This window comes from Alkalitalea saponilacus, from assembly GCF_900168165.1.
GTDB lineage: Bacteria > Bacteroidota > Bacteroidia > Bacteroidales > Marinilabiliaceae > Natronoflexus > Natronoflexus saponilacus.
Genome location: NZ_FUYV01000002.1, coordinates 270,005 through 291,292 on the forward strand (window position 1 = coordinate 270,005; position 21,288 = coordinate 291,292).

Below are 21,288 nucleotides of genomic sequence, written 5' to 3' on the forward strand. Positions count from 1 at the left end.
TCCATTGCTAAACGACAAAATCCGTTATCCATGAAAACAACTCTGCTAGCACTATTAGTATCGGTATTAGCTTTACAAACTCTGGAAGCACAAATTAATACTGACAGAATCATAAGAAGGACACAAAACAGGACAGAACAAAAGATTGAAAATCGGATAGAGAGAAGAATCGACAATAAAGTTGACGCAACCCTTGATGAAATTGAAGACGCCATAGATGGCAGAGAATCATCTGATTCTGATAAACAAAGTCAGAATAAAGTTCCTGAATCAACCGTAGAATCAACTTCTGAAACAATAAATCAACAGTCTGCTACAACCACCTCCCCTCAATTAAATTGGTCGCGCTTTGATTTTATTCCGGGCGATGAAATCATTTTTGAAGACAACTTAGAAAATGAAAGAAATGGAGAATTTCCATCAAAATGGGATTTAACCAGAGGAACAATAGAGATTGCCGAACTTGACGGTGAAAATGTTATCTGGTTTATCAATTGCAACACAAATGGAGGCGGAGGAATTGTTCCGCTTATTAAAAACAGCCATGAAGACTATCTGCCCGATGAATTCACCATAGAGTTTGATGCTTTTTTTGATAACGATCCATCGAGCTACCGTATTTCACTAACAGACTTCAAAAACCAGAGCAATTTGGACAGAAGCTACCAACAGGGAAATAAATGGGTCAGGATTTACAAAAATGGGGCTGATGGCCATCATATAAGCAGAAGCAACTATCCCGGAACCTCTAACGACAGAGGTGATGACCATATTTGGCGACGGGTTTCCATATCTTTCAACATCAGAGCCTTAAAAGTTTATTTAGATGATTCCCGAATACTCAACATTCCAAATCTCGGTTACAATCCCACAGGTGTAACCATTGGTTTTCATAACCCCTCAGGAAACAGAAAAGGATTCATCAAAAACATAAGAATCGCTCAAGGAGCGGTTCCTCTCTATGACAAATTTCTCACAGATGGGAAGATTATTGCCGATGGGATTCGTTTTGACGTAGGAAAATCGACCCTGCGTCCTGAGTCAATGGGCATCATTAATGAAATACACTCTCTGTTGAGCAAGCATCCGGAACTTAACTTCTCCGTTGAAGGACATACAGACAGCGACGGCAATGCCACTGCAAACCAAAAGCTTTCGGAAGATCGTGCTAAAACCGTTATGAACCAGCTAATCAGTATGGGGATAAGCCCGCAAAGACTAAAGTCAGCAGGTCACGGACAATCCAAGCCCGTTGCCAACAACAGCACATCAGAAGGCAAAGCGCAAAACAGAAGGGTTGAATTTGTTAAATTTTAATTTTAAAAAATTAAATGAGTCCTGAACCATCGGGACTCATTTTCCAAAAGCATTGGCAAATGGAAAATAAATTATAGACGCATGAAGAAACATCTACTATTTATCTCTATTATTTTTATGCTGTGCATAAAAATGACCGGACAAAACACCTTGATTGTCCCATCGCAAAACTACCCAACCATTCAATCAGCTATTGATAATGCCGATCATCAAGACCTCATTCTTGTTTCGCCAGGAACTTACTCGGAAGAAATCATCATTAGTAGCAAAACATTGACTTTAGCATCACAATACTTAACCGAGAACAATCCGGAACACATTAGCAACACCATTCTTACTCCCTTTATAGAAGATGAAATCACCAAAAGGATTATCCACATCAGTGGCAATTCTAATGTAACTCTGGTAGGATTTACCATAAAGGATGGATCTGTTGCTGACCACGGAGCGGGACTTTATGTGGCAGGCGGAACCTTTAAAGGGGAGCATTTAAGATTTCTGAACAACGAAGCCGGCGGAATGAACAGAAACGGCGGAGCCATATATCTGAGCAACACCAATGCTGTGATAAGCCACTCTTATTTTGAGGGGAACAGAACATCATCAAGCAGCGACGGGGGTGCCATATACTCAAACCAAACCAACGAACGAAATGTGGTTATTGATAATTGCACTTTCAAAAACAACTCAGCCAGTAGAGGAGGCGCAATTTATGCCTACTCATCCCAAATGGGAGCCAATGTAACCATTGACAACAACATATTCAGCGGCAACCATGCCAACAGAGGAGGCGCAATGGCTTTTTGGCACTTTTCCCCAAGAATAACCTATAACCAATTATATAGTAACAGTGCAGCAACCGAAGGTGCTGCGCTGCACTTTGCAAATACCCGTGGGGCTAGAGTTATAAACAACACCATTGTCAAAAACCAATTAACCCAGCACGGAGCTACACGAAAAGGAGCTGCAATTTTTATTGGAGGAAACAGTTCGCACACCTTCCCTTCTACCACAATCATCACCAACAACATTATAAGAAACAACGCAGTTGTAGAAAGCGATAAAGAGATATACGTGAACCAGCAAAACAGCACTTCACATCAGGTAAATATAGAATATTGCAACATATCGGCAAATGCAGATGATTTTGCCAGTGCCAACGAAACTTCTGTCATTAATTTTGGTGAGGGCAATATAACCGACGACCCTCTTTTTGTCAATTTCAACGGCAATGACTTCAATCTTCAGGAAAACTCTACATGTATTGATGCAGGAGACCCGGATACAAACAGGGATGGCATTACCTGGCAAAACGACCCCGAAGATCAGGATCCCGATGGAACCCGTAAAGACATAGGTGCTATCTATTTCCACCAAGAAATAGAGGAGCCTTTGGTTGCCGACTTCTCATTCATAATCAGAGGTGGATATGCTCCTGTTGAGGTAACCTTTAATGACGAATCGTATGCAATAGGGGTAGATGCCCCAACCTCATGGCAATGGGATTTCAATAACGATGGAACTGTTAATTCAACCGAGCAACACCCCACTTACACATATACCCAATCCGGTGTTTACATGGTAAAACTTACCGTTAGCAACGGAACACTTTCAGAAACGGTTGTGAAAACCGAAATTATAGAAGTGCTTCAGTTTGAAAGCGAACTGGAAGTATTGCATTTTGACTTTTCAGAATTCACATCCGAACAAAACCTGTGTGAAACGCCATTTATTCATCAGGGCGTTTCCTTTTCAGGTGCCAGCAGCACCGATGATAACTGCGAAATATCAATAAACGGAGGCGTTAGTTTAATCGGAACCAACGACTTGTTCATTGCAGATTTTTCGCAATTAGACGGTCATGTTTACGAGGTTGTCATTGAGTTTTTGGACTACTGTGGAGATAATTGTACCGGAGGCAAGGCATGGTCGGGCGATGAGTCTATTCATACACAGGCATATCCTGGCAGCAGCTCTTCAAATGTTCATACTTTCACCTTTATGGGAGATGAAGATAATCCGATTGACTTGTTTCACTTTTTCGGGATGGAAAGCGTTTTGCTTAACATGACGATAAAAAAAGAAAAAACACCAAACAATTGTCCGCCTACTGCAACAATTGCCGTTGAGCCCCTATCGTGCAACGAGTTTATGATAACTTCTGCAATAGAAGCAAATGGGGTGGAACACTCACGCAAATGGCTCTTAAACGATGTAGAGATAAACGAAAACATATTGGAGAGCTTACTTCTGGAACCGGGAATTTATACTCTGAAACTTATGTTAACAAGCAATGACAATCCGGAGTGTACTTATACTGCTACAGAAGCCATCACTGTTGATAATCCTCAAATAGAGATTGAAACCCTACTGGACAAAACAACTCTTGAACTAAGCTATTCCGCTACTGTTGAAGGAATTGAAAGCTTTTCTGTATCGTGGGATTTTGGAGACGGAAATACGAACAACGACAACCAAATTAGTGGCACACACACATACAGCGAGATGGGAGACTACACTCTATCACTGACTATATTCGATCTCAACAACAATGTTTGTTCATACCTGCTTGAAGAGCAAATTGACGTGAACGATTGCATGCTTGAAGCAGAAATCTTCATATACGGGCAAAGCTGCAATGAGTTTATCATAAGTGAAATGGTTAACAATTCTGAAAAACCTTATTCTATATTCTGGTTTGTTAATGATGTTGAGTATGATTCTGAAGACATTTCCCCTCTGCTGCTTGAGCAGGGAACTCACACCATTAAACTCATTGTTGTTGATGACAACAATGAAAGTTGCACCATTACCATTACAGAAACCATCCTTGTTGCAGATCCTGTAATCACGGTAAACACCATTACCAATCCGGAAAGCTTAACCCTTGATTTTGCCTTATTGGTAGACGGGATTGATGATTATAATTTCTCATGGTATTTTGGTGACAGCGGGCAAGGTTCAGGTGATGAGTATCGTGAATCTGGTCGTTACACTTATGCAGATTATGGCGATTATACCATTGCTCTTATGGTATCGCCATCTGATAACTCAATGTGCGCATACCACCGAAACATCGACATTTCTATAGAAGAATCTGAAAACGATGAATGCGAAAATGGCGAAATAACGGGAACAGTACATGCTGAATTGGCAGCACTTTTAAACGGATCTATTACCATGGAGCTTTATTTCAGAAACGTTGAAGAAAAATATAACCTTTTAACAACCGCACCCATTAGCTCGTCAGGAGATTTTGAGTTCAGAAATCTGGAACCCGGATTATACATAGTAGCAGCATCAATCAATAATCCGGAACTATACCCGGAGATGGTTGTTTCCTATTTCAGAATGTATGCGGAAGAGGCTTTTTACTGGCAGGAGACCTCACCCATAGTAATATATTGCGATGCAAAGGCTCATCTTGCTTTAAACATGATTACTCTGGATGATATACTGTCCGGTATGGGTGAGATATCAGGTTACCTGTTCTACTCCAACAATGTGGAGGATGAAGATGATGAAATCGGAGTGGGACCCAGATCAATTTCATATCCGGCAAAAACATTGAAAAGTAACACGGGATATACTTTGGCAAGTGGAATCAGAGTTCAGCTGCGTGAGTATGAAAGCGGGAAACTGCTGGCAACAACAGTTTCAGACGAAAACGGGTTCTATAAATTCAGTAACCTTCCTGATGGAGAGTACGCAGTTGTTTTAGATATTGTCGGAAAACCTTTTGCTTCAGTGCATCAAATTATCATTGATGCAGATAACACTAAAGCAGAACATCGACACTATGCGATAAGTTCCACAAAGACCCATAAATCCAATGCACTCTCCCTAACCATAAATACAACCGGCATGGGAAGTGTTGAGGTAAATGGGCTGGAATATCAGTCGCCCTTAATATTTGACGAGCCGACTCACGTTACCATTAATGCAACACCAGACGAATCCTGGAGTTTCACAGAATGGAAGGGAGATTTCTCAGACAGTGATGCCAGTTTGCAGTTTACATTGGACAGCAATGTTTCTCTGGAAGCAATATTTGAGGTATCCTCAAATATTGCTGAGCATCAAACATCAGCAAATCTGTTTCCGAATCCATTCAAAGATAAACTATCAATCAAGACAAATAACACTAAGTATTTGAAAGTTATAAATAGTGTTGGAACCATTATCGAAACGATAATGGTTGATTCAGAAACGATCAACATCAACACCTCACAATACCCAACAGGTGTGTATTTGATTTATATGATTCAATCGGACAACACCAGTAAAACAATCAAAGCTGTAAAGAGATAGCAGTAAAATTTATCCGATGCCTTATTAAAGGCATCGGATAAATAACATAATCAATAGAAAGATAGCTTTTAAATTTTAGGCAATTGTCTACAATCTGTGTTGCAAGATTGCTCTTTTTCCATTCATAAAGTGTTTCATCAACAAAAAAGAGCCGCTGACTCGGCTCAAATTATAATAGGTCAGGCATTTTGAAACTTTTCAGAATACAGGTCGTTAAACCATAAAAACCAAGAGAAGCATTATTCCAAAAGCAATTACGACCTAAACTATGCTATTCCAAAGGAAGCGTTATAAAAAGCTACAAGAAGAAAACCGGCTCTTAAAACAGGAAATCTCACATCTTAGGGCTACATCAACGCAGGGCATTATAAATGAACAGTTTCCGGAAGCAAACAGCGCTGACATATCATGCTCCCCGGCAACCTTATTTAAAACACTGCTGAACGCATTGCCTCACTCCATATATTTCAAAGACTTACGCAGTCGTATCTTTCTTTGCAATGAATCTATGGCAAAAAAACACTCCCAATTTAACAGTGAACAAGAGATGATTGGAAAAACAGATTTCGATCTGTTTACACAAGAGCATGCAGAACAAGCCTATAGAGACGAACAAAAAATCATCAAAACTCAAAAACCACTTCTCAACATAATAGAAAGAGAGACTTGGGCCAACAAACAAGACACGTGGGTTTCTACGAACAAATTCCCATTACACAACGAATGGAATGAGTTAATTGGCACTTTTGGCATTTCGGTCGATATCACCGAATTAAAAAACACTCAGGCAGATTTGGAAAAGGCTCATAGAACTTTGGAAGAAAAAGTAAACGAGAGAACCAAAGAACTTACAGAAAACCAAAAAAAACACCAACTTATTACAGATAACTCCTTCGACATCATAATGCAAATTGACCCTGAAGGACGTTTCATCTACGCATCGCCCAAAATAAAAACAATAATGGGTTACACACCAGAAGAACTTATTGGGGAGCCGATTATTGATTATGTTGACAGCGAACACAAGCAAGAACTTGCTCAAAAATTTAAAGATCTTCTTAATGGGAGTACCTCGAAACTAAACATCATTTCTGCAAGGACAAAGAGCGGAGAAAAAGTGTGGTTAGACATAAGTATTTCGCCTGTTTTGATTGACCAAAAGCCTGACTCCTTTGTTTGTATTGCAAGAGATATAACCGACACCATAGATGCTAACAACCAGTTAAACTTATTAAAAAGAGCCGTTGAAAATAGTCCGGTCAGTATTATCATTACCAATACAAATGGGGTTATTGAGTATGTCAACAGCAAGTTTATTGAACTCACCGGATACTCGGAAGATGAAGCAATAGGGAAAACTCCCGCTATTCAAAAATCCGGAAAAATGGATGATAAAATTTATTCTGAATTATGGGAGACGGTTTCAAAAGGTGAAGAGTGGCGAGGAGAACTGCTGAACAGGAAGAAAAATGGCGACCTGTATTGGGAGCTGGCATCCATCTCGGCAGTTAAAAACCAACAAGGAGACACTACTCACTTTATAGCTGTAAAAGAAGACATTACCCAAGAGAAAAACAGAATTGAAGAGAGAAAAGCAGAAGAAGCTCGCCTAAAGTCAATAATTTCAATGATGCTGCTGAATTTTGATGACGAAAACACCTTGCTAAAGCATGTGTTAGAAGAAGCGATACGATTAACCAATAGCAAAATAGGATTTATATACCATTATCAGGAAGAGAACCAAACATTTATACTAAACTCCTGGTCGAAAGAGGTGATGCAACAATGTAGCATTATTGAACCCCGAACCACTTATGAACTGAGTAAAACAGGGATATGGGGAGAAGTGGTGCGGCAAAGAAAAGCCATTATGGTGAATGATATGAAAGCTTTCAATCCGCAAAGGAAAGGCTACCCCCCGGGTCATGCAGAATTGACCCGTTTTCTATCTATCCCGGTATTTGAAAAAGATAAAATTGTGGCAACTGTTGGAGTAGCAAATAAAAAAGAGGAATATACTACATTTGATGAACTTCAGCTGGAACTACTGATGAACTCTGTCTGGATATTGGTTTCCAGGATTAGAATTAACAATGAACTAAAAAACAAAAACATAGATCTTTTAGAACTTAACAATCAAAGAGACAAACTCTTTTCAATTGTATCTCATGATTTGAGAAGTCCATTTATGGCACTGATTAACTTATCGCAGATTATTAATGAAAACTACGACACGCTAAGTGAAAAAGAGATAAAAGAATACCTTGGCCTGATTACCGATGGCTCGGAAAAAACGTTTAATTTACTGGAAAATCTTTTAGAATGGAGCAAATCTAAAAGAGGGCTTATAAACTACAACCCAACAGACATTAACTTAACGGAAGTTTGTAATCATATTATTAACAACATGAATGCTCAATTCAAAGTAAAAAACATAGAGGTTACAGCAGAATTAACCAAGCCTGTTTTTTTATATGCCGATAAAGACATGGTAAACTCTATCTTCCGAAACCTGTTGAGTAATGCCGTGAAGTTTTCTATGCCTGATGGAAAAATAAAAATAACAGCTAAAAACAAAGGCAAAATGGTGGAAGTATGCGTTGAGGATAATGGTGTTGGGATGAATATCGACACTGCAAACAACTTGTTTACTTCTGAGAGCATAACCTCTCAAGCCGGCTCAAATGGCGAAAAGGGTTCAGGATTGGGATTGGTTTTATGCAAAGAGTTTGTTGAATACCACAAAGGAGATATATGGGTTAAGAGCGCAGTAGGGAAAGGTTCAAAATTTCACTTTACTCTCCCGTCCTTTGCATCAACTTAATCAGTTGGCCGTAATCAACCCGAATATCAAAAATATCTTGTATTTCTATGTTTTTGTTTAACCCCACAAACACGCGTATTGGGCCACCGTGCGAAACAATTAAAACCCTTTTGCCTGTATAGTTTTTTCTAAGTTCTTGATTAAAAGTTTTGATGCGGTGAATCATTTCCTGAAATGATTCGCCTCCCGGAGGCGCAACATTTATATAATCCTCAAAAAACAACTTTGCCTCAGCAGATGATTCAATATCTGACCACATCTTCATTTCCCACTCTCCAAAATTAAGTTCTTTCAATCTATCATCACACACAATTGGTTGTCTGTTTTTTGAAATAGCTTCTGCCAAAAGTTTGCAACGCTGCAAAGGGCTGGAAAATATCACATCAAATTTGGAATCCTTAAGCTTTTCAGCAATTCCGGCATGCACTTTTCCATAGCCGGGAGGAAGCCCTATGTCTGTTTGCCCATAGCACAAACCTTCCGGCGCAAAGGTTTTTATATGTCGGATGAGAGTGAGTTGCATGTTTTTTTAAGTTGAAAGTTGAGAGTTTTAGGTTTTAAGTTCAAGGTTTAATGTTGAGGGTTTGTGTGGATGTGGTTCCCCTTCAAGGGGATTGGGGGTAGCCATGGGGTTTGAGATTTAAAGTTTAAAGTTGAGGGGGATGGTTTAGTGCTACAATTACCAAATAAATAGCGACTTCACATAATTGTTGCAACGCGCCTAACACGTCGCCGCTATATCCCCCGGTGCGTTTCATGATGTATGAACGAAAAAGGACAATCACGATTGTGCACGCAACAATGATTCCTGCTGAATGTATCCAATTCAGGAAAAATATAGGGATAATTGCCATCAACATGGCTATAATTAATGAAGTAACGGATGTTTGATTCCCAATAGGCTTGGCTTTGCTCAACGCATCTTCCCGAATATACGGAGTGGTAAAAACCAAAACCACAGGCACGAAACGACTAAAGATATGTGCTGAAACCAAAACCATAAAAAGATATGGTATGGGAATCGACAATAAAGCGGTGTATTTAACTGCAAGCACACTCACCAGACCGATGGTTCCATAAGTTCCCAAACGACTGTCCTTCATAATTTGCAGAATTCGCTCCTTGCTCATGCCACCGCCGTAGCCATCGCAAAAATCGGCAAAGCCGTCTTCGTGAAATGCCCCTGTAATAAAAATGGTAGCGACAATAGAAAGTAACAGCGCCAATGGCAATGGAAAAACCAAAAGTGCCAGCCATAGAACACCAGCCCCCACACCACCAACAATGCCTCCCACCAAAGGGAAAAACCGGAGAGCCTTATTGAGTAACTCTTTAGAATATGGCAGATTCTTTGGCACCGGAATCCTGGTGAAAAACATGATGGCAGTGAGAAGTGTGTTCATATTGGTTTTAATTAAACTCAGAGGCGCAAAGATGCCTTGTTTTGCTCTTTTAAACGCAGAGACGCAAAAAGATAATGGTTTTTCGTAAAGTTAAAAAAATGATTTTTCGATGACTAACCAAAGTTGGCAAAAGTCATCGGATCAATCGTTTCTGATTTATTCCTTTGCTACCCCGGCATCATCAAAGCTGGCCATTTCGTTAATAAAGGCAAGCGCAGATTGGATTACCGGAAGCGCTACCGCTGCTCCGGTTCCTTCGCCCAAACGCATGCCTAAATCAAGAACAGGTTTCGCATTAAAATGTTCCAGAAGTATCCTGTGCCCTTTTTCGTTAGAGGTATGGCAAAAAACAGCATTCTTCTTCACATTTGGTTCAAATTGGCAGGCTGTTAGCAATGATGCGGTTGCTATAAAACCATCCACCAAAATGATCATTCCCTGTTGGTGTGCTTCCAAAAAAGCGCCGGTCATCATGGCGATTTCCAATCCACCAAATGTTGCCAAAATTTCCAATGGGGTTGATGGGTTGTGTTTCTCAGAAACCTTTTTAAGCACCGAAGTTTTATAGTCCAGTTTATCGCCAATCATTCCGGCTCCCGCTCCGGTGCATTCTTCAATGGGCAGATTTAAAAACCGATGCATCAAGAGGGAGGATGGCGAAGTATTGCCAATGCCCATCTCTCCAAAACCAATGGTGTTACAGCCATGTTGAACTTCCTTCATCACAAACTCACGCCCTTTATCCAAGGCTGTCTGGCATTCTTCCAGAGTCATAGCAGGTTGATGAAGCATATTTCGGGTTCCTCTGGCAATTTTCGCATTAACGATGGGCAATTCGGCAGGGAAATCGTAATCAACACCTGCGTCAATCACTTTAAGACTGATTCTGTTCTGTTTGCAGAAGACATTTATGGCAGCTCCTCCGGCAACAAAATTCATTACCATTTGCCAGGTGACTTCCTTGGGATAGGGACTCACCTTTTCATCGGCAATGCCGTGATCGGCTGCAAACACCAACATGATTGGGTTTTTAATTTCGGGCGACAGGGTGTTTTGAATCAATCCTATCTGAAGAGCAATCTCTTCTAACCTTCCCAACGAACCGGGAGGCTTGGTTTTGTTGTCAATTTTGTGTTGTAGTTGGGTTTTCATGTTTTTTTATTAAACGCAGAGACACAAAAACGCAGAGTTTTTTTTGTGTATCCAAATATGATATTGCTGCGTTGGGTAAATAATCATCTAACTTCTTCTTTCTAAACGCAGAGACGCAAAAACGCAGAGTTTTTTTTGTATCCAAATATGATTTTGCTGCGCTGGGTAAATATTTAAGTTGGTACCTAAAACATCTAGATATCAGGGCTACGCCCCTAATGTTCGGCCAATAGTAAATCTTCTACGAAGATTACAGGGCTAACGCCCCTTATTCAATACAAATAAATAGTCCTTTTTCGGGACTTCGTATTTCACCTTTATTCTTCTCAATACAATAAATAGGGGCGTAGCCCTAACATCTTCGTAGAAATAGAGATTTATATTAATTTTAGTGGCTTAGCCCTGGCATCTTTGAAATTCAAGAAGACCAGGCACACCTAAATTAAAACTAGTGTCTGGCAATCTTAATGGTATTCTGACTCCCTCTTACATCTATATTTCTATCTCACTAATTACTTTATTTTCATCGGTATTCCGGAAACCATAAGAATCACCTCATCAGCCTGTTCAGCTATATGCTGGTTCATCCACCCGTGGATATCTGTAAATTTACGTGAAATTTCAGCCCCTCCGTGAATCCCCATTCCTATTTCGTTTGAAACAACAAGGAGGTGGTTCTCATTCTGCACAAATTGATCCCATTCCTGCTTTGCAAGCTCAAGAGCTTTCTCGGGATTATAATTGGAGTCGTGAAACAAATTGGTAAGCCAAAGGGTAATGCAATCTAAAAGAACTGTTCTTCCGGTAATGTTTAGTTTTGACAAATAGGTGTCCTCCTCTACCGTTTCCCACTGCTCACCACGGTCGGACTGATGTCGTCGTATTCTCTCCGTAAAATCTTCATCCCAGTATCGGGCTGTTGCTAAATATACCGGTTTCTCACATGCCTCTTCTGCCAGCTTTTGTGCATAAGAGCTCTTTCCTGAACGTTGACCTCCCGTAATAAGCGTTATTTTTCTCATATATACTATTTAGTTGAACATACATCGTCACAATATCGCCACCTGACCTCATCTCCCGCATTAATCCGGTTGTGAATGGCAAGCTTTTTTGCCGGCTCTCCGTTTACCGTATAATACCATACTTTTCCACCCCGCTGATTATGAAATGTATCTATGGCAGAAACAAAAACATACTCATCAACCGGACGAGTAGTTACAGATACACAATGCTGAAGGGCTTCCATGGCTGTTAATCCATCATGCCAATAAACTATTGAAGAATCTACCCTGATACCTTCTCCATAATCAATGTAAACTTTCACCATTTTCTTGACTACTGGCGTTTTGCCTTCAGTAGCATTCGCCCCAAAACGAGCCATAAAAATAACAACCACAAACAATAACAAAGGTATTTTTTTCAGACTTAACATAGCATTACAAATTTTAACCCGTTGCAAAATCCCGTTGTGTTTTCGTTAAAACACAACGGAATAATTGACAACTTCGGCATTATAGACAGATAAAACAGTTAATTAGACTATAGAATTTTAGATCATTAGATAAAAGAGGCACGACATTATCCACACAAATTTATCACACACTATATTTCAGAGCATGCTAAATCTCTTTCAGTTGCTAATATACTCTCCTATTTCATAAAGAAAGCCCACGCTGGAGAACGTCCCACCTGGATATCTTTAATGAAAGTTCCATCTTCGTTATAAACATTCAATTTTCCGGATTCTGATGTACTGGATGATGTTAACAAATAAATTTCGTCGGTATCTGGATTGACCATCACACCGCCCATCCCGGAAAGATTGCTAATAAATGGGCTATAGCTTTTCGAAGCCACATCAAAACTAAAAACTCCTCCTTGTTGTTCCCATTTGCCTTCAACTTCAACCCATGAAGCTGCAATAACGTAAATGGTTGAAAAATCATTATTGGGCGATATTACTGAACCATAACTGGAACTTATGCCATCTAAAGAGTACACCTCCTCAAGTGTTTTGGTAGCAGTATTGATATAACCCATACCCGTATCTTCCACGTCCTGAGTAAATGAACTCAGTAATGTAACATACAAATTATTGCTAGCATCTTTTATGAAATAAGAGGTAACTCCCGGGGTTTCGATGTAGGTGATTGATTCATAATCATTCAAATCAATTACCGCCACCTGCTTCCGGAAATTTAACGCTGCATAGAGATGCCCGTTGGCAATTGCCAGCCCTTCAGGCCCACCGGGTAAATCAATTTTCTCAACAACCTCATTGGTGCGGGTATCAATTTTGGCAATGTAAGTATCGACCATATCCCCCCAGTCAGGGTTACTTCCCCAACATGAAACATAAATATAATCGCCATTACCCACAAAAAAACGAGGCTTGGCAATCCCCTCCGAAATCCCATTTTCGGTTTGCTGAAAAAGAAGGTTTGTTGTTATAACTTCATCTCTTTCATTGCCCATCATATAAATACTTCCATTATAAACATTGGCATACTGAATATTTGACAACAGTTCAAAACCGTTGTTCTGTCTTTCAAAATATCCATTGGTAACCGTATCTGCCTTATAATCATAACGAGTGATACTGGCTCCCAGATTTCCAAAACTACCATAATTCACTATGTAACAACCAAAGGTTGTTTCATCTCTCTCAAATTTATTATCATCATCACTTGTACAAGCACTGAAAAACAGACCCGCCGCAAGTAAAACCGTAAAAATGTTTGCTATTCTTTTCATAATCTATTTAATTATAATTGAGTAAAATTTAAATCGAAACTTATGGATATGTGATATGTTCTGCCGGGCATGGCGTAATATCTTTCATTTTGATAATCCTCGTTTAGTAAATTCTTAACCTGCGCCATAAGGATAAGGCTATGCTGATTAAATGGCAGGCGATAACTAAGTCCGGAATTTGCCATCACATGCGATGGCAATGTATTGCCATCGTTGTCATAATAACGCTCCCCGGTATAGCCTAAATCGGCAAAACAGGAAAACTCCCGCCATTTCATCTGCAAAAATGAATTGCCCATATGCAAAGGAGAATACATCAATTGTTGATCATTGACGTGACTGGCAGTGATGTCTTTTATCCGTTTCACAGGATTATAAGTATAATTCAAGCCTCCTTCCAAAGAAAAACTTTGCATTTCAATGCCGGCATGCAACTGTATCTCCATTCCTTTGCTTTGTACTTTCTGGATATTTCTGGCTTCCCACTGACCAAAGTTTCTCCACTCTATCCAGTTGTCCACATCCATGTAAAAAGCATTGACTCTGAGTCGGTAGTAATCAGCACCCGGCTGATACAGCATGGTAACGCCTCCTTCAATATTGATTCCCACTTCTGATTTCAGATTAGGATTACCCTGAGTTCCCCAAAAACGATCGTTTAATGTGGGAATGCGATAACTTCTGGACACCCCGGAGTTAAAGGTTGTTCGCAAAGCCTCACTGGTATTCATGGCATACTCCGCCATGAAAGAGGGTGCAAACGGAGCATTAAACCCTGTAACATATGGTTGGCGAAGATTAATGGTGGTTTTTAAGTTCTTTATTGGCTCATAAAACCAGGAAAGAAAAAGATGAGCCCGCTGCTCATAGCGAATGTTGTCGCGGGAATAAGCGTGCACATCTGGTACAATATACTTATAGCGTCCACCAAATCGCAATTCCTGATTGGGAGCATAACTGTAACTCACCAGGGCATCGGTGACCAATCTTTCTGTGGCCACAAGCTGATCATTAATATTGTTGTAAATCTGCCTGTCACGGACATAACCAGCCCCTGCTTTATATTGAATTTCGCTGCTGTTATTTTCATATTCCACCCAGCTTCTAAAATTCTTATTATCCAGTTCCGCCGTCGATTCGTATGTAATATTCGATGGCATATTGGGTTGTACCTGATGCCAGCTCTCTTCGTACCAAAATGAGGATTTCAGTGTTTCTCCGGGGGCAAGAAGATAATTAAACTGCTGCAGAACACCACGGTTGTGAACTTCTGCTCCGTTTTGCCGGTCTTTTATGGGAGTTGGGTCGGTAAAACGGTTGTTATGATAAGGGTTTTTAAACGAAAACCGGTTTCGGTTTTCGTAATTATAGAACTTTGTGACCGATTCCCAAACACCGTTGCCCAAATATAGTTTTTCACCATAAAAGTGTTCACCATAAGAGCCATTGGAATAGATTCGGTAATTTCTCACACCTTTTGTCCACGTATGGTTTTGCTCCAGATAAATGGCTCCTCCTATGGCTCCTGAACCATTAATGGCCGAAGAACTGCCATACTGAACATCAATCCGGTCGAAAAGGAAAACCGGAATTTTTGTCATGTTTGAATGCCCCAATGTATGACTGTTGATGTTGATGCCGCCAAAATTAATGGCAGTATGGTCGGGTGCTGTGCCCCGAAAACGAATGGTGGACAAACCCCCGGCATTCCCCTTAATGTAGACAGGGGTAAATCTTGAAAACACCTCCTCCAAATTGCCAGATTGGGCAATTTGCATTTGAGCGGCCGGAATTCGGTCTATCTTGGCTCCCGGTTGAAACCGACGGTAACTACTATAAGTTGTAACCTCCTCCAAAAAAACGGAATCGATGACAAAATCTGATTCACCGGCAATAAGTGGAAATGTGATAAACAAACAGAATAAGTAATACAAATGTCTCATGCTTAAACTCATAAATATGAGCTAAGGGCAAAATGATTTGTGAAATTTTCCAGGTTGATTTTATGCAATAGAATAATGCTTTTTTGCATAAACAACAGCCGTTTGCCAATGGTAACTTTGTCCGGACGAAAAAAATGGCATGTTTCACAAGCTTTAATCCCGAAGCTTTGTTAATAAATGGTGTTCATATGGCAGGTCTTCTGGCTCGTTCCGGTTTTTGAAGGCCTTCCCGGTTTCAGTGAGCAGTGAACAGTGAGCAGTGGACAGCGATAACTGAATACTGACAACTGAACACTGATAACTGATTTACCAGTGGCGAAGAATATCAAAAACCTATTAAAGAACTTACAGCTGCGGGTACAGCTCCGGAATTTTCCTTACGGAATCACCGGATTCCCTTTTCATTCCGTCTGCGAAACACAGATCGGAAAACCAAACTTGGATGCAAATTTAGAGTTTTATTTTGAATGTGGAAATAAAAAATGAATGCAAGTCAAAAAATCCTCTGTGCCACTACTGTGGCTTAATGGTTGGCACTGCTAATCATCCCAGCTATAACCATAATACCACTTCTGCCCGGGTAATGCGATAAACTCCCGGATAGAACAGATGAAAAGGCATCTGATGGCTACAAGACATCCCTTATCCCAAACAGCTTGTCGAAACGAGACGAAAGTATGGTAAAAAACACAGCCCTGAATATTACCGTAAAACCCAATAGAATAAGATGTTTATGCCATAGTTTCATTTTCATGGGTGATATACATCACCCATGAAAAATATGCAGATCCCTAAAAAATGTCGTATCTTAAGTAACGGATATATATTGGTTAGATAGACTCAAGCGAAAGATCGCTGTAAATCTATTGTTGCCAATAAAATGAACAGCCCCACTAAGACTGTATATACGTATTTAACAGCTCAAAACTATGACAATAAAACGAATTTGTTGCATTGCGGTTTTATTATCCATAATGGCAAACGCCATATCAGATGATCCCACACCTTTAGTAAGCAATATAGAACTTACCCCTTTGCCGGTAATTTCTTATTTTGGATTATACGAAGTGCGTGCCGATCTGAATCCTAACGGCACCACCATTGATGCCGTGAATGCAATCACCTCAATTGTTAATGGTGAAGGACCGGAAGCGCATTCGGAGTTTTATACTGATGGAGAGGAATTTAATGAGGATCCCTACAAAAAAGTGATGACAAACATTGGGGGGGACACCTACTCAAACAATACAATAAGACCGGATGATGTTTACCCGGAAATATTCTTTGCGCCCACCAATGTTACTACAACTAACGTACCAGTAGATATACAGATCAATCGATCTCAATATCACATAATGAAGTTTAATAATCCTTTTAAGATAGTCAATAACTCAAGCATTTTTATTGAATTTTATGCTGAGCCCCGTTCGGGATCGAGCATCGATTTACAGGTATATATTGTAGGTGGTGGTGAAAGCTTAAGCTTTTTTCAAGGCAGCGACTGGCGGAATGATTCGAATGCCGAATTGGTAGGCACAATAAACAGAGACGATGATTTTAACCACACCCACGGACCCAACTCAAAACACCACATAGTGAGATTGTTGACCAACGAGGATGGGACTATTGGCAACAATTCTATTGATATAAACGGTGATTTTTGGATAGTTCTAATGGCTCCAACACCTGCAGCCGTGCGCTCCTGGGATTTAAAATACCACACAAAAGACAAAAACGGTGGGCGCGATAATGACGGCTTGATTGATCAGCCACTTTCCGGCAATGCAACATGGTACAGGGGCAACGCAACAAATTGGACTACAGCTGCCCAATCAGGACTGCCCGATGTGCACATCCATCTGGCCAGAGCGGGTACAGATGGAGAAACAGAAATTATTGATAAAATAGGCATAGAAATAGAAGTTGAATACACCTACGAAGGTCTGGATTATACAACCACCAGCGACCTCAGCGAATTCCCATTTGAAGAAATCCCCAACCTGCCACCCAATGCAAGCGCCTTAATTAATCCTCAGCCTTGTGCTTACAGTGGGAATTTCGACATCTCATGGGTGCCTGCGACGGATCCCAACGGAGATGAACTTACCTACAATGTTTACCTCATAGATGCCGTTACAGGGGAGCAAGTAGGTGCTGCTATTGCCACAGATATTAGCGCAACCTCAATAACCCCATACGATATTAGTGGAGTCGCTGCCGGCTATTATGACATTAAAATAGAAGCTTGCGATGCCGAGTTTTGCACTCCGTTTTTTTGGTCCGGGCGATATGGAAATGCGGGTGAATACATATATATTGGTGCTGCGGGAAGCTTGTACAGATCCACAGCAACCGGGGATTGGGATGATAATTCGGTTTGGGAGAAGAACTCGGGCAATTGTGGCTGGGTAGCAGCCGGAGCCGATGAATATCCTGAAACTGCACAATACTCTTATATCTCTTCTTCGCATGAAATTACTTTGAATGTAGAAGATTACTCATCGAACATTTTCATTGAAGGAACGCTTTCCGCTGCATCCGGAATAAACACCACCAACATCATTTGCGATATGGCGGCGGTCATTAAATGTGGTGGCGATTGGGAGGCAACTAATTTTACGCCATCTACCTCGGAGGTGATATTTAACGGAACGTCTGAAATTAAAAGCAACAATTCATTCTACAACTTAACAATAAAAGACGAATCAGAAACAACTGTCCCAAATGGTATAACAACAGAGGTTTTAAGCGAATTAAAAATAGAGGCTGGCGGGACTTTAAAGCAGGAACCAGGTTCTATAATTGAAGTAAGCGGGCGCTTACTTCTGGAGTCTTCTCCCGGCATTAATGCAACGTATCTCCCCGGAGGAACTTTAACAATCGCACCTGGCAGTGTTGAAATACAACAGGTCATTAACAACGATGACCACACCTACTCCCTGGCAGTTCCAGTTTCGGGTGCATCAGCAAGTTCCATTGGGATTAACAACCGAATATACAGGTGGGACAATGCAACTGGTCAATGGGATGAAGTGGGATCGGAAGAAGTGCTGGTTCCCGGACAGGGCTATATTTGCAGAAGTACTGACAGTCCGTTGTCTATTTCGGGAGCAATCAACACCACCGAGGTAGGGGCATCCCTTTCCCGCTCAGAAAGCGGATTAGGATGGAATATGATTGGAAATCCTTTTACAGCATCATTAGACTGGAATGAGTTAGGCATCACAGCGGAAGACGACATAGAACATTCGTTCTGGATGTGGTTGATGCCCGATGATGTATATGGGGTTTACAACGGACTTACGGAGCTAGGCACAAACGGTGTCACCTCATTAATTCCCTCTAACCATTCATTTTTTGTAAAGGTAAAGGAAGGAGAGGAAAGTGCTTCACTGATGCTCACACCCGGTGCGCTAACTGCCAACACCACATCCTATCTTAAAAATTCATCTGCAAATCCGGTTCAAGACCTCATAAGAATTTCAGCATCTTCTGATCTTTCTACTGACGAAGCAATTATTGCCTTTATCGATGATGGTATTGCAAACATTAATGCCTACAGCTCTGAGAAGCGATTTGCCAACAGCCCTAACGCCATAGAGGTATTCAGTTTGAATGACACTAAAAGAAATGCGATTAATGCACTTTTCTATGAAAACAACCTGGCTGTGCCACTTGGTTTTAATGTTCAAAAGGCAGGTCACTATTCTATTGCAATTAACAGCCAATTAACAAACAGAAATGTGTCTCTGTTCGATTTGGATACCGATGAGTTGGTGCTTAATGGAAGTGATGGGTCATATGAGTTTTATGCAGACAAAAAAATGCTTAATGAGAACAGGTTTCTTCTTGTGTTTAAGAACGATGTCATTACGGCAGAAGAGAGCCCAATGAAGGAGAATGACCTTCAGGATGGCCTGGAGTATTTCGTTGAGAAACGACAATTGTTTTTAAAAATAAAGGAAGAGAAGCCTGTAAAATGGGTCACTGTTACGGATTTATCGGGACGATTGATATTTGTAAATGACAATTACAACACAGGCATTCGTTCTTTGGGAAATTACAATCCGGGCATATATATCATAAACATCACGAAAACAAATGGCAATCACTTTGTTGGAAAAGTTGTGATTCGCTAAAAGTTTATTCACCTATTTAGTAGATGGTATTTTAGTTTATGAAAAAACGCAAAAAATATAAAAAGCCGACCATTGAATTTATTTCAATAGACCACCAGATCTCAATCATGATGCTGTCGGAAGGAGGCCCTCCCGATCCCAACACGCCATGGGCGGCATCGCAATTTGAGGAGGATTACTCAGAAATTTTTAAAACCAATAGAAAAGAGGCATTCCCCGATTTCCCTAGTGCAAGAAGCCCTTTTGATTAGTCGAGGGTTTGAGTTTTTCACAGATTAGCACTAAATCATGATATTCATATATCTTAAACACGTACGGCCACCAAGCTATTAGTAATTATAAGAAAAGACAAGTTCAACATGACCCATAATCGTAGAAAATTTTGAAACCAGGCAGTCCCGATTTTTTCTTTTTGTTGGATGCCGAAAGAACCGAATGTTTATTGATAAACGATCTCTATTCAGGCAAACGTGCAGCCTGAACATGCATCCAATCGAAATTGCGTTTCCGACCTAAACTGATCCATCCTTCATCTTCCCAACATCTCCACCAATGATCATAATCGGGATGGGCAAAAGAGGCTTTGTCCCGACCCCATCTAAGTTGATTCCTATCGGGGTCAAAATCGAGGGCTATGGCCCAGGCATGCATTGACCAAAGAGAACCATTCCTTATTGGTCTGTTATTGAAACAACCTCCAAAATAATTAAGCTTTAAGCGTTGAATTTCCCTTTCGCCATAAATCTCCTTGACTTTTTGCAACACAGAAATCAAGCTATCAGCCACTTTTTCGTGACAAGTAGTTCGGCGCACTTTGGTTCTTAATTGCCAGGCCAGTTTCATTTCATAGGGCAAATCGATGGTTTTAAGGCTGGTTCCTCTTTCCCCAAAAAACTCCATAAATTCATTGGAATGCTGCACCGGCCATCTGTTTGGGTTTGGCACTACAATCTCGTCGGGTCGCCATGCTGGCTGTGGCTTCCCATTTTCGATCAGATAGATTAACTCGTCATAGGCAGCTTGGGTTCTGGGTCCCCATAAACCATCTATTGGCCCTGCGTCTATTCCGCATTCGGAAGCAGCAATTTGAATAAACCCTATTATTTGTCGGTTTTTTGGCCACCGCTGATTTAAACCTTCAACACCAGCCATTCCGGCCAATGTAATTGGGCCGGCAATACCGTCAATACTTCCATTGTATAAACCCCTCTCATTTAGTAGGGTTTGAGCGGTTCTTACAGTTTGCTTCATGGCCTGCTTTTTTATGGTTAAAAAATGTAATTTCGTTAATTTTTAACAGAAATGGAACTTTTTATCCAACCAACAATCATGATGACAATAATCCGGATACTCTTTAAAGATCAGTTGAATCATGAACTCTATAAAAATAATCAAGTTGCCAATTTTGAGTCCGTTCCGCTTGTTTATTTTCCGCTATAACCCAA

General features: G+C 40.5%; 13 protein-coding genes and 1 riboswitch. Of the genes, 5 read left to right on the forward strand and 8 right to left on the reverse strand.

Going from position 1 to position 21,288, the window contains the following annotated elements; genetic code table 11:
* Window positions 1-30: 30 nt before the first annotated feature.
* The 3 genes from B5X70_RS03180 (at window position 31) to B5X70_RS03190 (ending at window position 8,452) form a co-directional block, all read left to right on the forward strand.
* Window positions 31-1,317, forward strand: coding sequence for an OmpA family protein (locus B5X70_RS03180; protein ID WP_079556428.1), 1,287 nt, complete (start codon window positions 31-33; stop codon window positions 1,315-1,317).
* Window positions 1,318-1,398: 81 nt separating this feature from the next.
* Window positions 1,399-5,628 (forward strand): PKD domain-containing protein, encoded by a 4,230-nt coding sequence (locus B5X70_RS03185; protein WP_079556429.1) that lies wholly within the window; start codon window positions 1,399-1,401, stop codon window positions 5,626-5,628.
* Between the two features lie 268 nt (window positions 5,629-5,896).
* On the forward strand, window positions 5,897-8,452 hold the full coding sequence (locus tag B5X70_RS03190; protein ID WP_079556430.1) for a PAS domain S-box protein: 2,556 nt from the start codon (window positions 5,897-5,899) through the stop codon (window positions 8,450-8,452).
* On the opposite strand, the gene cobC is transcribed toward B5X70_RS03190, so the two are convergent.
* The 7 genes from cobC to B5X70_RS03225 all read right to left on the reverse strand — a co-directional run bounded on the left by cobC (window position 8,424) and on the right by B5X70_RS03225 (window position 15,704).
* A complete protein-coding gene (gene cobC, locus B5X70_RS03195; protein WP_079556431.1) occupies window positions 8,424-8,975 on the reverse strand; it encodes an alpha-ribazole phosphatase in 552 nt (183 codons plus the stop codon). The two genes, B5X70_RS03190 and cobC, sit on opposite strands and share 29 nt — an antisense overlap.
* A 124-nt stretch (window positions 8,976-9,099) precedes the next feature.
* The gene (locus B5X70_RS03200; RefSeq protein WP_079556432.1) at window positions 9,100-9,855 is read right to left on the reverse strand and encodes an adenosylcobinamide-GDP ribazoletransferase; all 756 of its coding nucleotides are present in this window, start codon (window positions 9,853-9,855) and stop codon (window positions 9,100-9,102) included.
* Between the two features lie 156 nt (window positions 9,856-10,011).
* On the reverse strand, window positions 10,012-11,007 hold the full coding sequence (gene cobT / locus B5X70_RS03205; protein ID WP_079556433.1) for a nicotinate-nucleotide--dimethylbenzimidazole phosphoribosyltransferase: 996 nt from the start codon (window positions 11,005-11,007) through the stop codon (window positions 10,012-10,014).
* Between the two features lie 512 nt (window positions 11,008-11,519).
* Window positions 11,520-12,029, reverse strand: coding sequence for a bifunctional adenosylcobinamide kinase/adenosylcobinamide-phosphate guanylyltransferase (cobU, locus tag B5X70_RS03210; protein WP_079556434.1), 510 nt, complete (start codon window positions 12,027-12,029; stop codon window positions 11,520-11,522).
* Between the two features lie 5 nt (window positions 12,030-12,034).
* Window positions 12,035-12,439: a DUF4430 domain-containing protein gene (locus B5X70_RS03215; protein ID WP_079556435.1), complete on the reverse strand. Its 405-nt coding sequence runs from the start codon at window positions 12,437-12,439 to the stop codon at window positions 12,035-12,037.
* Between the two features lie 218 nt (window positions 12,440-12,657).
* Window positions 12,658-13,761, reverse strand: coding sequence for a YncE family protein (locus B5X70_RS03220; protein WP_079556436.1), 1,104 nt, complete (start codon window positions 13,759-13,761; stop codon window positions 12,658-12,660).
* Between the two features lie 11 nt (window positions 13,762-13,772).
* Complete coding sequence (locus B5X70_RS03225) at window positions 13,773-15,704, reverse strand: TonB-dependent receptor plug domain-containing protein (protein WP_159449977.1); 1,932 nt, start codon at window positions 15,702-15,704, stop codon at window positions 13,773-13,775.
* A gap of 173 nt (window positions 15,705-15,877) precedes the next feature.
* Window positions 15,878-16,156, reverse strand: a riboswitch (cobalamin riboswitch).
* 477 nt (window positions 16,157-16,633) lie between these two features.
* Between B5X70_RS03225 and B5X70_RS03230 the strand changes: the two genes are divergently transcribed.
* Both B5X70_RS03230 and B5X70_RS03235 read left to right on the forward strand, forming a co-directional pair.
* Window positions 16,634-19,843 carry a T9SS type A sorting domain-containing protein gene (locus B5X70_RS03230; protein ID WP_079556438.1) on the forward strand — a complete coding sequence of 1,070 codons (3,210 nt, stop codon included), beginning with the start codon at window positions 16,634-16,636 and terminating at the stop codon, window positions 19,841-19,843.
* A gap of 38 nt (window positions 19,844-19,881) precedes the next feature.
* The gene (locus B5X70_RS03235; RefSeq protein WP_079556439.1) at window positions 19,882-20,094 is read left to right on the forward strand and encodes a hypothetical protein; all 213 of its coding nucleotides are present in this window, start codon (window positions 19,882-19,884) and stop codon (window positions 20,092-20,094) included.
* 205 nt (window positions 20,095-20,299) lie between these two features.
* On the opposite strand, the gene B5X70_RS03240 is transcribed toward B5X70_RS03235, so the two are convergent.
* Window positions 20,300-21,094 carry a M15 family metallopeptidase gene (locus B5X70_RS03240; RefSeq protein WP_079556440.1) on the reverse strand — a complete coding sequence of 265 codons (795 nt, stop codon included), beginning with the start codon at window positions 21,092-21,094 and terminating at the stop codon, window positions 20,300-20,302.
* Window positions 21,095-21,288 lie beyond the last annotated feature (194 nt).